General features: G+C 32.2%; 13 protein-coding genes and 1 tRNA gene. 5 read left to right on the top strand and 9 right to left on the bottom strand.

The window, feature by feature from the left end:
• Positions 1-792: 792 nt before the first annotated feature.
• The 6 genes from AMQ68_RS08320 to AMQ68_RS08295 form a co-directional block, all read right to left on the bottom strand.
• Entirely contained in the window at positions 793-1,851 is a 1,059-nt protein-coding gene (locus AMQ68_RS08320; RefSeq protein WP_054510186.1) for a nucleotidyltransferase domain-containing protein, read from the bottom strand.
• Complete coding sequence (locus AMQ68_RS08315; protein WP_054510185.1) at positions 1,848-2,594, bottom strand: hypothetical protein; 747 nt, start codon at positions 2,592-2,594, stop codon at positions 1,848-1,850. The genes AMQ68_RS08320 and AMQ68_RS08315 overlap by 4 nt, the downstream gene beginning before the upstream one ends.
• On the bottom strand, positions 2,594-3,301 hold the full coding sequence (locus tag AMQ68_RS08310) for a hypothetical protein (RefSeq protein ID WP_054510184.1): 708 nt from the start codon (positions 3,299-3,301) through the stop codon (positions 2,594-2,596). Before AMQ68_RS08310 ends, AMQ68_RS08315 begins: the two co-directional genes overlap by 1 nt.
• A gap of 74 nt (positions 3,302-3,375) precedes the next feature.
• The gene (locus AMQ68_RS08305) at positions 3,376-4,107 is read right to left on the bottom strand and encodes an ATP-grasp domain-containing protein (protein WP_054510183.1); all 732 of its coding nucleotides are present in this window, start codon (positions 4,105-4,107) and stop codon (positions 3,376-3,378) included.
• Positions 4,104-4,751, bottom strand: a complete 648-nt coding sequence (locus AMQ68_RS08300; RefSeq protein ID WP_054510182.1) for a hypothetical protein — start codon at positions 4,749-4,751, stop codon at positions 4,104-4,106. Before AMQ68_RS08300 ends, AMQ68_RS08305 begins: the two co-directional genes overlap by 4 nt.
• A gap of 24 nt (positions 4,752-4,775) precedes the next feature.
• Positions 4,776-5,522 carry a nucleotidyltransferase domain-containing protein gene (locus tag AMQ68_RS08295; protein WP_054510181.1) on the bottom strand — a complete coding sequence of 249 codons (747 nt, stop codon included), beginning with the start codon at positions 5,520-5,522 and terminating at the stop codon, positions 4,776-4,778.
• Positions 5,523-5,992: 470 nt separating this feature from the next.
• On the opposite strand from AMQ68_RS08295, the gene cobT reads away from it, so the two are divergent.
• Genes cobT through cobC form a run of 3 tightly spaced genes read left to right on the top strand, consistent with a single transcriptional unit; the run spans position 5,993 to position 8,319 of the window.
• Complete coding sequence (gene cobT / locus AMQ68_RS08290) at positions 5,993-6,997, top strand: nicotinate-nucleotide--dimethylbenzimidazole phosphoribosyltransferase (protein WP_054510180.1); 1,005 nt, start codon at positions 5,993-5,995, stop codon at positions 6,995-6,997.
• Positions 6,998-7,780: an adenosylcobinamide-GDP ribazoletransferase gene (locus tag AMQ68_RS08285; protein ID WP_241775086.1), complete on the top strand. Its 783-nt coding sequence runs from the start codon at positions 6,998-7,000 to the stop codon at positions 7,778-7,780.
• A complete protein-coding gene (gene cobC, locus AMQ68_RS08280) occupies positions 7,765-8,319 on the top strand; it encodes an alpha-ribazole phosphatase family protein (protein WP_054510179.1) in 555 nt (184 codons plus the stop codon). Before AMQ68_RS08285 ends, cobC begins: the two co-directional genes overlap by 16 nt.
• A 499-nt stretch (positions 8,320-8,818) precedes the next feature.
• Here the strand turns inward: cobC and AMQ68_RS08275 are convergent, their stop codons facing one another.
• The 3 genes from AMQ68_RS08275 to AMQ68_RS08270 all read right to left on the bottom strand — a co-directional run bounded on the left by AMQ68_RS08275 (position 8,819) and on the right by AMQ68_RS08270 (position 12,387).
• Positions 8,819-10,570 (bottom strand): hypothetical protein, encoded by a 1,752-nt coding sequence (locus AMQ68_RS08275; RefSeq protein WP_054510178.1) that lies wholly within the window; start codon positions 10,568-10,570, stop codon positions 8,819-8,821.
• A gap of 241 nt (positions 10,571-10,811) precedes the next feature.
• Positions 10,812-10,921, bottom strand: a tRNA-OTHER gene (locus AMQ68_RS25190).
• Positions 10,922-11,004: 83 nt separating this feature from the next.
• Positions 11,005-12,387, bottom strand: a complete 1,383-nt coding sequence (locus AMQ68_RS08270; RefSeq protein WP_054510177.1) for an RtcB family protein — start codon at positions 12,385-12,387, stop codon at positions 11,005-11,007.
• 98 nt (positions 12,388-12,485) lie between these two features.
• On the opposite strand from AMQ68_RS08270, the gene AMQ68_RS08265 reads away from it, so the two are divergent.
• Positions 12,486-12,827 carry a HopJ type III effector protein gene (locus AMQ68_RS08265; RefSeq protein ID WP_054510176.1) on the top strand — a complete coding sequence of 114 codons (342 nt, stop codon included), beginning with the start codon at positions 12,486-12,488 and terminating at the stop codon, positions 12,825-12,827.
• A 187-nt stretch (positions 12,828-13,014) separates the two neighbouring features.
• Positions 13,015-14,037: a YafY family protein gene (locus tag AMQ68_RS08260; RefSeq protein ID WP_054510175.1), complete on the top strand. Its 1,023-nt coding sequence runs from the start codon at positions 13,015-13,017 to the stop codon at positions 14,035-14,037.
• The last annotated feature ends 109 nt before the right edge of the window (positions 14,038-14,146 follow it).

Below are 14,146 nucleotides of genomic sequence, written 5' to 3'. Positions count from 1 at the left end.
TTTATTTTCGCAGTTTGTCATTTCGACGGTAGGAGAAATCTAGTTTTTATAAATTAGATTCTTCATTCTGTTCTGCTATACTTTGAAAGACAATGATTATAAATATTATTTTTAAACGCAAAGTTTTACTCTAAAAACGAATTATTTTTAGGGAGCAAAGATTGGCGACAAAGTCGCTGATGAAGATGGCTTCTTAAGAATCAATATCATTGATTCAATTCTTTTCTTGCTTACCTATTGTAGCAGTAAAAATAAATCTTTGCGTTTAAAAAAACTCAACTTATTCATTTAAAGTAAATAAAACATAATCATCTGCGTAAATCCGTGAAATCTGTGGGAAATTCAAAATTTCTTTTTGTCATTTCGATGTAAGAAGAAATCTATAATAGCTGTTTAGATTCCACGCTGCACTTCGTTCTGCTCTGAATGACAGTCGACTGTTGATTATTGCGGTTTTATTTTCACAGTTTGTCATTTCGACGACAGGAGAAATCTAGTTTTTATTGATTAGATTCTTTATTCCACTTTGCCCTATTTTGAAAGACAGTGAGTATAAATACTAAAAATTATTTTAAACGCAAAGTTTTATTCTAAAAACAGATTATTTTTAGGGAGCAAAGAGTAGCGACAAAGTCGCTGATGAAAATGGCTTCTTAAGAATCAATATCATTGATTCAATTCTTTGCTTCCTTACCTATGCAGTAGCAAAAATAAATCTTTGCGTTTAAAAACTTTCAACTTATTTCTTTGAAATCGAAGATTCAACAGAATCAATACCAGTTAGAAAAAGATTTAACAATATAACTTCTCTCTGATTTCAATTAATATTTTTGTTGTTTTCTCCAAGTCAGGAACATTCGGAAGATCTGAAACAGAATGATAATGCTCAATAGATTGTATCAAACCTTCTGCTTTCTGCATAACAGCTTCATAAGACCAGTTTCCTGCTTTAATATCCAGTAATTCATCCCTATTTTCTACCCAAATATTCAATGAATTGGTTTTGAAAATTTGTTCACAAGACTGCAACAAACGAATGGTGTGCATCATATTTTTGCTGTCGTAGTTTTGTCCGTGATTTTGATTGACGTTGTAGCGGTCTTCATTTCGTTCAGAAACCCACTTCCAATATTCTCTGTAATCTTTGCAATAGGTGGAGTAGGCATCGAGGTTGCAAAATAAATAAGCAATAGATTTCTCCTCTTTCGGGACAGAAGATACCGAAACCTGATTGGCTTCTTCATTCTTGATAATTCCTTTATAGTGTAAATCGTTTGATTCATCATAGAAAAGGGCAAACATTCCTTTTGTATTATCGATGCTCACCAATCCACATTGTTCCTGAACTTTTCCATTTTCTGAAAGCCATTTTTTCAATTGAACTGAACCTTGATTTTGTAAAATATAGCAGAAATCTAGAATCGATTTTCTTTCTTTATCAATCGGATTGAGGATCTTCTTATTGAGCCATTTTGCTTTTTTGATCTGCGAAATCGCATAACCCGCAAAGGTATCTTTACATAATTTGGAAAGGAAATCTTCAGGTTTTAACAAATCCATCAACGGATTTTTATGTTGAATACAGTGTTCCGGACTTGCCAAAACTTCCAGAATATTCGGATTATTTTTCTGTAATAATTCTATAAATCTCCCGATCTCATAATAGGTAATATCATTCGTTTCATTGGAAATCTGAGGAATATAATTAAGTCCAAAAAAATCTTCTTTTGGTAAGTTATAAACTCCACGGATATCTGTATCCGAGTTTTCTGTTGCAAGCCCGAAAGAGCGGCTTCCGGATATGGATTCGAGGAGGATGAGGTTTTTATTTTTTAAATCTTGAATAGTCATAATGTTTCTTTTTCTTTGATGATGATTTCTCCTTCTGCAATGTACTCTTCTAAGCTGTTAGAAAGTCCTTTTTTCCAACTTTCATCGAGGAAAATTAAGGATACTAATGTGTTATAATTTCCTTCTTTATAGGAAATTACAAGCGTATCTTTTTCTTTAGGAATGTATGGGAAATCAAAAATATTTCCTTCATTTAACTTGTTAATAATTATAGAAGTAGTAATTCCGTTATTAAGATTATCGGCTATAATTTTTACTTCTCCAGCAAATTGAGAATGCTTTTCTTTTGATCGGATATGTTTGGAAAGTTTCCATATATATGAGGGTTTCAAAAAAGAAATATAGCCCTTCAAAAGACTTTTAAATACAAAATTATTATTCGATGTAGATATTATTTTTGTTTTCTCGATCTGATATCCCATAGCTTCAAAATCTTTTACGGCTTCTGTGATAGTGTGCTGTTTTTGGATAGAGAAATTGAATTCATTAATTTTAAAATGTTTTATAACATTTGCCACTAGCCCTGGCTGATGGATTATCAAATATTTTGCCTCACCATTTTCAAATATCTTGAAGCATCCTATATATATTAAAATATTTTTGAACTCTAAATCTTCTGTGAAAAAATCTACTTTTACAAAATAATCAGTGCTATTTTTTGGATATATTTTCACATACCAATCTTTTGCGATGTATTTGTAGAGAATACCATCAACATTTATAGTTCTAATTTTAGTTTTCATTATAAAAAATAAGGTGAAAAATCAATTCCCTGAATACATCCAACAATAGGTAAAACATTATCTCCATTCATTGTGACTTCATATTCATTACAGGTAAGTTGTGAAACTTTTTGATGCCAACTTTTTTGATGTGCTGTTTCAATATTTTGGACGTTAATCAAGCAGTGCAATCCACCATTTGTTTTGATAAAAGTAAGACAATCATAATTAATACAACTTGCGATGTCTGTCCTAAATTTTCCAATAGCTTTCTGATGATTTTCAATTCTGAAATCAATATCCAGATCAAAGAAAATTTTCCTTGAAGTAGTAGTTTGAATTGTGTTTAACGCTAATGTATTAGGATTAATGGCATTGTCATTTTTAATTAGTTTTTCCGAAATTTCTTTCATTAAAATTAAAGATGACTTATGAAGATCACGCGGATTCGGAGTGATGTAAATGGCCAGATTATCCTGAGAAATTTCAAGATTTCCCGATTCATATAATCCTAATGGAAGTTCAAGCTGTTTGATTTTCTGCAACAACCTTTCTTTTGTAGAAGTAAAACGTTTTAATTGAGCTTTGTCAGCTTTCAAACCTGTTTCTGGATTGTATTTTTTTCTTGCAAGAAGTGTTATATAATATTGCTCGTTGGGTAATAAATCAGGTAGCCAATCGATGAACTGTTGTAATTTTTCTTCGTTATATATGATTTTGTAGTTCATTTAATTTTTTCTCTCTATTTTTCAAAAATACTTTAATATATTAAACTGAAAAAGTTCCTAATGAAGAAACTTTTTCAGTTTTTAACACAACTCTCCACAATCACATCCAGCGCCTTCTCCGCATCACAAGCATACAAACCTGAACACCAAGCCGGATTCGCTTCAATCAAAGCCCAACCTTTTCCTTTTATAATTCCAAAATCAAGAACAATCGCTTTTGGCAACGTTTCAGAATATTGACGCATGAAATTATTGAAAAACTCAAGCAGATCTTTTTCCTCTGTTTCAGAAAGCAGATCAGTGTCAAAATCATTGTTTCGCCAATAAGAAGAATGAGTTTTTATTTCATTGTTTAAAACAAAACATCTTACTTCAAGTTCCCATTCTACAACTTCTGAGGTGAAAACGGTACTTTCCAAATCTAAAGAATCAAAACCTTTGATATTGGTGACTTTATCAAAAACTCCGGCTTTAAAATTTTTAAAATCAGAACATTTAATGAATATATTTTCTTCATCAACAAATTCTTTTAATCGGCCATAAGAGATTTTACGTTTCGTAAATTCTTCTGAAATTTTTGAAAGCCAGTTATCATCAGGTTTTGTTAATGTTAAATTACATTGCTCAGCTACAATTTCGGCATAAATATCCTCGCCATATACTGCAATCACATCGCTACGAAATTCTTCTGGAACATTCCATTTTGCATTAAAACGGTTCAGTTCGTAAGGCGAATTGATAGATGCTTTTTTCAAATTATTACTGTCTTCCGTGTAGATGGGAGAAAGTGCTATTATATTTTTCATGCTATTATATTTTTTGTTTTTAATTCTTCTATTAATTTATGACGTTCGTTTTCAGATAGACTATCAAAAAAAATAATCCATCCTTCAGGATAGAGTCTGGCATGGAGGAGATGCAAATTATTTTTCCACATAAGATGATATTTATCGGAACATTCATCAATAAAATCATAATCTGAAAAATATTCCGAGAGTAAATTAATATTACAAATTAAATCATTTCCAAGTCCCGGAAGACGGGTGTAATATCGATATTCTTCAAAAAATGCTTGTTGTTCTATGAAGGTTTCAAAACGTTCAAAATAAAAATAGAAGTCATAAGAATCACAACCACAATCTCTCAATGCAATTTCTCCGTTTTCAGCAATATAAAGACTCTCATTTATAGAAAATAAAGTTTGTCCTTCCCAATGGTAGATATTAACTCCTTTATGTTGTTTTATTTGTTTTGGAGTAAAAATATGGATAATTATATCTTGAATATGAAGACCCGAAAAATTCTTCTGAAACCTTAAAATTTCAAAAGGAGTCTGAAGATGATAGAAATTTAAATGCTTTTCTAAGATTTTTAAGTCTATTTCATACTCCTTATTTTTTCCTTGCTTCTCTAGAAAGTTTAAGGCTCTTTCAGATAGTTTTTTTATCATATTTATTAAAATATTTCTAATTAATTATTTTAATATCTCCCTAAAAATCCTCTCCATCTCACCTTTATCCACCTTTCCTCCAGCCAAACCCTTTGCTCTTTCTTCATTATCCTTCACCATCTCCTCCAAAAATCTGAAAAGTTCCCAATCATTCGGATGGTAATAGGATTCTCCTTTGGTGGCTTTTAAGGCAACAAGGTTTTCTATTTTATTTCTCGTAAGATCATCAACCAAAACCAACAATTCACTGAACAATACTGGAGGAACAGTTCCTTTTTCCAATATCCATTTTCCTGTTAAAGCAGTACGAAGACAGTAAAAATAAGATTTCAATTTTACTTCATCACTTCTGCAGGCTTCGAGATATTTTTTGCTCATTCTCAAATAATGATAGGAAACTGCTATTGGAGAAAAACATTCATCAGCCAAAGGTTTAAATAAATTATAAAACTTTTCGTTTTTCATATAAACGATAGGAGAGTAAAACCAACTCAACAAAGCAGCATTTGATTTATGCAAAAGATGGAAAGTCTTTCGCAAGTCCCATCCGGAACCATCCAGATCATCTTCAGTCATAAATTCTATCGTCTCATCTTTATCCCATGGTGAAAGATACCAGTCTTTTTCATGTCGGTATATGAAACGTATGTCGTAATCGCTGTCAGGAGATGCAAAACCCCAGGCTCGGCTACCTGATTCTACGGCAAGAAGTATTTCTATGTTTCTTTCTGCCTTTATTTCTTTTAATTTTTCTAATATTTTTGGTGTCATTGTTTTTAATTTATTTTACAAAGTAAATTGAGAGGTGCGCAATGTTTTTACGCAGTTTTTTGTTTGAGAGTGTTAGTGTAGGAGAGTTTGAGGATCTTAGAGTTTGAGTGTTTTAGAGTGTGAATGTTTTAAAAAAAATCAGTTGATTAAGAGGAGGGATATTCCGACATAGGAAAATGAAGCGTTAAGAAAATAATCTATGCGAACGTTAAGAAAATTCTACTGTTTGAAGCGCGAGACTAATTTTGAATCGAAGAACAACTATCCATTTCGCACAAGTTTTAGAATTTTTAGAGAGGATAGATTATTTTTAGCGGAAGTTTCCAAGTCTTGATCTTTTCTTTCTTTTGCATCAAGGCAAAAGAAAATAAAACTTTAAAAAAATTAAATATGTGTTTAATTGCAAGATTTTATTAATATTGCAAACACTCATTAAATGGGACTTTATTCTTAAAATAGATACTACATCAATGTTAATAGACGAATTACAGCACAAAATTGATTTCAAAACAAAACCATTAGGCGCATTAGGATTTCTTGAGCAATTGGCTCACAAAATTGGAATGGTTCAGCAAACCACTTCTCCGAAATTAATACAACCCCATATGGTTGTTTTTGCAGCTGATCATGGAATTGCAACCGCAGGAGTAAGTGCTTATCCGCAGGAAGTTACGTATCAGATGGTAATGAATTTCTTGGGGGGAGGAGCAGCAATCAATGTATTTTGTAAACAACATACTATTCAAATTAAAATTGTAGACGCGGGAGTGAATTTTGATTTTCCTGAAGAGTTGGATTTGATTGATAAGAAAGTCAGAAAATCGAGCCGAAATATGTTGGAAGAGCCTGCCATGACGATTGAAGAATATCAACAGGCTTTGGAAAACGGAAAATCTGTTGTTAAGGAAATTGCAGAAACGGGTTGTAACATTATCGGTTTTGGTGAAATGGGAATTGGAAATACGTCTTCTTCTTCATTACTAATGAGTCAATTATTTGATATTCAAATTGAGGATTGCGTAGGTAGAGGAACAGGATTGAATGATGCTCAACTACAGAATAAAATTAATATTCTTTCAAAAGTAATAGAAAAATATCCTGATCTTAAAAGTAGTGATGAAATTGTACAAACTTTTGGCGGACTTGAAATTACTCAAATGATTGGAGCGATGCAGGAAGCTTATGACCAAAATATGTTGATCTTAGTTGATGGATTTATCGCGACGGTTGCTATTTCTGTTGCCTGGAAAAAGAATCCTACAATCCTTAATAACTGTATTTTTTGCCATGTGAGTGATGAATATGCTCATATTAAATTGTTAGACTTATTATGCCAGAAAGCATTACTCAACCTTAATCTTCGAGTAGGTGAGGGAACGGGTTGTGCGCTGGCATATCCAATTATTCAAAGTGCGGTTAATTTCCTGAATGAAATGTCGAGTTTCGAAGATGCCAATATTTCAAATAAAGAATAGATGAAAATTATTAAAAATGAGTTGATCTATTTTGCGACGGCTTTGATGTTTTTCACAAGAATTCCGGTTCCGTTTAAAATTCCGTACTCCAATGAAATCATGAACCAGTCTCAAAAATATTTTTCTTGGGTCGGATTGTTGGTAGGGTTGATGAATGCTGTTGTTTTATATGGTTCTTTTCAGCTTTTCAATTTGGAGATTGCGATTGTTTTAATGATGATTTCTAACGTTTTATTGACGGGAGCATTTCACGAAGACGGATTTACAGACGTGTGCGACAGTTTCGGTGGTGGTTATGGAAAAGATAGAATTATGACCATTATGAAAGACAGTCGGGTAGGAGCTTATGGAGCGATTGGAATTATTTTATTATTTGCCTTAAAATTTCTCAGTATTCAGGAATTGGGAAACATTGATCTTATGGAAACGTTAGCAATCATTGTTTTAGCTCACACTTCAAGTCGATTTATTGCAGGAACAATGATTTATACACATCGATACGTGACTGATATTGATTCAAGCAAATCAAAACCGTTGGCAAATAAAGCATTGGATGGAAAATCTTTATTCATAAGTTTTACCGCTGTTTTATTGGCTTTTTCTTTAATTCCGGATAGACGATTAATCTTAGCTTTTATTCTCGCTTATCTCGGAAAAATATATTTAGGCTGGTATTTCAAAAAGCACATCGGAGGATATACAGGAGATTGTTTAGGAACGGTTCAGCAGGTTTGTGAAGTCTTATTTTATCTAGGAGCAATTATCGTATGGAAATTCATTTGATTCGTCATACTGCGGTAGAAAATCCAGACAATCTGTGTTATGGATTTGCAGAAATGTCTTTACGTAAAAATTATGTTGAAGATTTTAAAGCTATCGATCTTGTTGAAGATTTTGATCTTATTATTTCAAGCCCATCTCAGCGTTGTCAGTTATTAGCGAAATATTTTCAGCTAAATTATCAAACCGATGAAAGAATTAAAGAAATGAATTTCGGAGATTGGGAACTTCAAAAATGGACTGATATTCCTGAAAATGAAATCAATCTTTGGTATGAGGATTTTATCAATATAAAAGCAACAAACGGCGAAAATTTATTAGAAATGAAACACCGCGTTTCCGAATTTTGGAATGAATTGATTGCTAAAGAAAATAGCAATAAAGTTTTGATAGTTTCCCACGCCGGAGTAATCCGTTTAATCTTACAATCTATTTTAAAATTTCCTCTGGAAAATATGTTCAATATTCAAATTGATTACGGAAAGAAAACGATTATTTCTGTGAAGGATGGTTTGATTTCAATTAAAAAAATAAATATTTAGTTTAAGAGTTTACTTAAATTTTAAAATTGTCACCATTAAGGTTTTTTGAGATTTTCAGAATATTAAGTTTTAGCTTTGCTTTAAGTTATCCGCTTAAGAAAATCAATGGATTTTTTCTGAACTTTCCTTAACATCTAAACTCTTCTTAATGGTTTAAAAAATATTCTGTTCTTATTTGCTTCCTAATAATTTCCATAAGAAACTTGTTTAAACTTTCTATTTTAACCACAAAAGAGACAAAAGATTGATATATTATTTATTGAAGTTCATTATGAAATGCAAACAAGAACTCATAAGTTTAAAAAAATCTTTGATTTTTATTCTTTTGAAAGCTTTGTTTTCAAAAGAGCTAAACTTTAAATAACTCAATAATAGCTTTTGTACCTTTTGCGGTTTAATTTTTTTTATTAGTTTAAACAGGCTTAAGAAAAATAAACCTTTGCGTTAAAAACAAAACCGCCATTTCAAGATTTTTCACTCAAAATGGCAGCTTAAAATATTATTTAAAAATCTTGGTAAAGCTATCTTTTTCCAAGGCTTCCAATGAGAAATCAAAGTCTGCTTCTTCTTTTTCTGAAGTGATGGTTGCTCCCAGTTCTTCCATCAAGTGATTAAAAGAAATTGGTTCGTACCATTGTTGATACAGCGCATTCGTAGCCATTGTAGAAACTTCAGAAGTTCCCGAAACATGTGAATTTCCTGCTCCGAAATTCAACAAGACAAAACATTGTTTTCCGTCTTTTGGCAATAGCATTCCCAAAATCGTCTGCTTCTGAATCGAGTTACATTTAGCTTCAGCAAAGAGATTATTAGGATTCATCATATACTCGTAGGAAATATCATCTCCTTTTCCGATAACGATTTTATAACCACAGTCGGCATCTCCGGAGAAAACACTATTCATCACAAGCGTTGGGGTATTTAGATATTTGTTAGCGTAAAGATATTCTACTGCGCCGGTTGGAGCAGAGGTCATATCTCCGGAATACATCAATTGTCCGTTATCTTGATTATAAGCTGCATTCCACCCGATTTTTCCTGCAATATTTAATCCGGAAAGGTCGAGATCATTCGCTCCCCAAGCATCTTCCCAATAAATTCCGATTGCTAGTCTTTCTCCATAAAATCTCGTTCCGGTCGGAATATTTCCCACAAACATTTTCTCGGAAGTTGGTAAACCAAATTCTACATCTTTAGGGAAATACATTTTCTTTCCAGAAAGATTATATTTTGATTGTAAATAATTTAAGATAAAATGATAATTTAATTCATTTGCAGAAGTAGGCGTTCCTTTCTTCGTCCATGATTTTCCGTTTCTGATTTTATAGACAAAAGTATCCTGACCATGCATTCTTGAATAACAAGCCGATAAAGCTTTAAACAAAGCAAAAGGTGTTGCATTTTCCAACCAGTGCAAATCGCTGTTTTCCAACAAAATATTAGTGGCATTATTTAATGGATTCGAAATTAAGGGTTGATGATACACTTTCGATAGCTTCGAAATTTTATTAATTGTTTTCGGAGCTCTCTTTTTATAAGCTAAAAATAAAGGTTTAAATCTGTTAAAGATTTCCGACAATCTTTCCAATCCAAAACTTTCAAATAGGTAGGTTGGATTAAAATTGCTTAGCTTAATTAAATCAATCAAATCATTGTTTTTAATTAAAAGCGTTGTATTTGTTGTTTTATAAATCACGTAACGTAAAAACTCAACAGGATTTTCAGGGTAAATATCGTACAAATCGGCAATTTTTATAATCGCTTCTTTGTTTCGGATATTTTCTTTTCCTGTAAAATCATAGTCCAATTCTGTATGCAGAATATACAGCAGATCATCAATTGTTTCTTCTTTCAAAGCAATACCTGATTTCAAAAGAGAAAGACATTTTTCCTGCATTTCTTCTTGTGAATAGGCTTTAATTACTTTAAAAGTTAACTTCAAATCAGGAACATTCAATACTTCTTTTGGGATATAAATTTCATTCTGAAAATTACTTCCATACGTTGAAATATAGTGGTTGATTTGCTCAATTAACAATTCAATTCTAGTGCTTTCTTTGATTTTCTGCCACGATTTATGAAAGGTTTTGTTTAAATCATTTCCATTCAGTTTTTCTTTTGAATAATAAGAAATAATTTCTTTTTTAGCCCAAAGTGCATCAGATTCAATGATAAAACCTTCCTCTGAAATAAAAGGCCTTTCATGAGATTTTTTTGCTAATACAGCATTGAATAATTTTAATGTTTTCATTGTTTTTAATTTAAAAAAATAAGTGAGGAGTAGTTCTTTTAATGAAATATATAGGAACTCCTTTTACCTATAGTTTTATAAAAGGCGGGGAGTAATTATCCAAATATAGGAACTCCCTTTGCCTCGTAATTTTTAAAAAGGCGGAAAGTAAATATGGGAAATCAATTAGGAACTTTCTTTGCCTTAATTTTTTACTAATGAAAATGATTAATCATTAAATATAAACATTTTTATGAGTTTGAGGAGTAGGCAGGGCTCGAACCTGCGACCCACAACTCTGAAGTTTTACAGGAACTTTATTTGCCAAAAGCGAAAAGTAATCTGTTGCTCTACCATCTGAGCTACTACTCCTACCGTTATTATTAAAAGTTTTCATAAACCCTGCAGGCTTTCACACTTGCAAAGTTTGGTTATTAGTTTTAGTTATTTAAAAATTATGCTTTTCTAAATTTTTTCTTATTCTTCCAAGGCGCATTCTTCTGAACATCCCCAGCCATAATACATCCGTAAGGCATCACTTCATCCAAGACTTCGCAAAGTCCGTATTCTTCAATCTGGGCTCTTACGTTTTTAGCACTTTTATAAGCGGTTGGAAGCTCAGAAATATCAATTTCATTTGAGAAGAAACGGATATCTAACCCTTTGGTTTCTTCTTCAAAAATTTCTTCAATGGTTTTATGGGCCAGTGATCTTTTATGCTGAGTTCTACTAAAATTTCTTCCTGCTCCATGTGGCGCAAAACCTAGATTTCTCTCATTTGTTTTTCCCTGAACAATCAAAACGGGTTCTGACATATTCAACGGAATTAATCTTGGTCCCGTAATATCCGGCATAAATTTATCGTCCAACGGAGTTGCTCCTTTTGCATGGTAAAATAAATCTCCATCCTTGAAAACAAAATTATGTTCGTTCCAATATCTATCTTGTTTTTCGATTTCCATTTTGTTTAAAACAGCATCATGAATAGAGGTATGGTTTTCTTTTGTCCATGTTCTTATTAATTGTAAGGCTTCCCAATATGATTTTCCTTCTTCAGTTTCATAAGGGATCCATGCGTTTTCTCTTAATGTTTCTGGCGAAATTTCTTGTCTGAATCTATTCGCTACTTTCATTCCTTTATCGTACAAAGCTGCTCCTGGAGCTCTTGATCCGTGGTGAGTCACCAACATTGTATTTCCTGTATTTTTTGAAATTCCGACAAATAAGAAATGGTTTCCATCCCCTTGAGTTCCCATATGTGAACGGGAGATGCTGATTAATTTTTCATCATTCAAGAAGTCATTTTCTCTAAAAGCATCCATCAATGCCTGAGACATTTCCATTTGCTCTCCTCTTGGTCTTCCTCCAGGTCCGAAATGTGTAATTGAATGAGCTGCATCCAAAACTTCTTTAGGATCTACTTTTCCAAAATCTGTCAACATTACAGAACAACAGATATCTGCACTATGGAATCCGGGGTGAATAGCATTTTTCGCCACAACAACTCCACCAACTGGAATCTGACCTTCAGGACCTGTCGGACAAGCATCTGGCATGATGGCTCCGTTAATTAAAGTTGGCGTTTTCATCAAAAGTTTCATGGTGTTGATTACTTTTTCCACGTTATCGGTTTCACTTTCGTTTTCTGCTCTTATATTAATGATGAAATCTTTTGCTGTTTCATGAAGTGGAATCAAATCCGGTTGTTTGAATTGTTCCAAATATGTCTTGATTTGAGTCTCATCTAATTTATTTTCATTGATATGCGCAATCGCTTCTTTAAACCATTTCGCTGATCTATATCCTAATTCTATTAAATTGTTTCCGTTAAATTCCATGTGTTCTCTCATTTTGATGATGCAAAGTAATAACACAAGTGTGCAATCTTTTTGCGTAGATAAAAATATTTTAATTATTTTTGATAAAATTTAAAAAAATGATACTAGAACAAATAAAAAATTCTCCCGAGACCATTCAATTTAAAGAGGTGATTGCATATATTGATGAAAATTATAATTTCACGCCAACAAAATTCACCAACGGAAATACAATAAATGAAGCAGATCAGAATAATGGTTCTTGTAAAGTTTTCAGTTTTGCAAAGCTGAATAATTTATCAAAAGAAGAAGTTTTAAATCTTTTCGGAGAATTTTACAGAGAAGATGTCCTGAAAAATCCTGAGGGAACAGATCATCAAAACATCAGAAACTTCATCGAATTCGGCTGGGACGGAATTTCCTTTGAAGGTGAAGCTTTGACAAGGAAATTTATGTTATAAACGCAAAGGCGCAATTTTTTAAGTATAAACTGTTTTTAAGGCGCAAGAAAATCATAGATTTTCAACAAATTGTCCAGCTAAATTTTATCGAAGATAAAATCCTTGCGCCTTAAACACGCAACGTTTTTAATAAAATTGCGCCCTTGCGATTTTCCAAAAATTAACCAAAAACGCAAAATAAAATATCATGTCATCCAATAAAAATGCCCTCATCCGCTACAAAACGCTAGATAAATGCCTTAAAAACAAATACAAGCAATACACTTTAGAAGATTTAATTGATGAATGTTCTGAAGCTTTGTTTGAATTTGAAGGCAAAGAATCTTTTGTGAGCAAACGAACTGTACAGCTCGATCTGCAGAATATGCGCAGTGAAAAGTTCGGATACGAAGCTCCTATTGAAGTCTATGAAAGAAAGTATTATCGTTACAGCGATCCGGATTACAGCATTCATAATATTTCTGTGAATGAAAGTGATTTGAAGGCGATGAATAATGCCGTGCAGATTTTAAAGCAGTTCAAAGATTTCTCCATGTTCAAAGAAATGAATGGGGTGATTCAGAAACTGGAAGATTCTATTCATGCTACCAATCAGAAGTCAATTATCCATTTGGATAAAAATGAGCAATTGAAAGGGTTAGAACATATTGATGTTTTATATGAAGGTATTTTAAATAAGAAAGTATTGAATATTTTATACAAAAGTTTTACAGCAAAAGAATCCAGTAATTTTGTTGTTCATCCTCAATTATTGAAAGAATTTAATAACCGATGGTTTTTGATTTGTCTCCATAAAGGAAAGATGTACAATCTGGCATTGGACAGAATGGAGGACATTGGATTTGAAGAAAAGATTCAATTTGTTGACAAAGATTTAGATGGCGACGAGTATTTTAAAGATATTGTAGGAGTTACAGTTTCAGAAACAATGAATCCAAGAAATGTTGTTTTCTTTGTTGATATTTCCAACTCGCCATATGTGAAAACGAAGCCTTTGCACAGCAGTCAGGAGATTGTAAGTGAAACGAATGAAGGAACGATTTTTAAAATTTGTGTTCAATTAAATTTCGAGTTAGAAAGGCTTTTGCTGGGATTTGGTGAAAGCTTAATTGTACATAAACCACGAAAGTTAAGATTAAGAATGGAAGAGAAATTCAAAGGAGGAAGTTTGAATTATGAAAACCTAATTATTTCTGATGATGAGCAATAATTTGCAATAAATCTATATTATGGCGTAAAAATTGTAATTATTATACAAAAATAGCATTATGAGATCAAGAATTTTCAAAGCATTAATTGCAATTATCGCCCCTTTAGCA

The sequence above is a fragment of the Chryseobacterium sp. ERMR1:04 genome, assembly GCF_001297705.1.
Lineage (GTDB): Bacteria > Bacteroidota > Bacteroidia > Flavobacteriales > Weeksellaceae > Chryseobacterium.
Note: the sequence above shows the minus strand (reverse complement) of the source record. Positions and strands in the feature narration are given on the sequence as shown.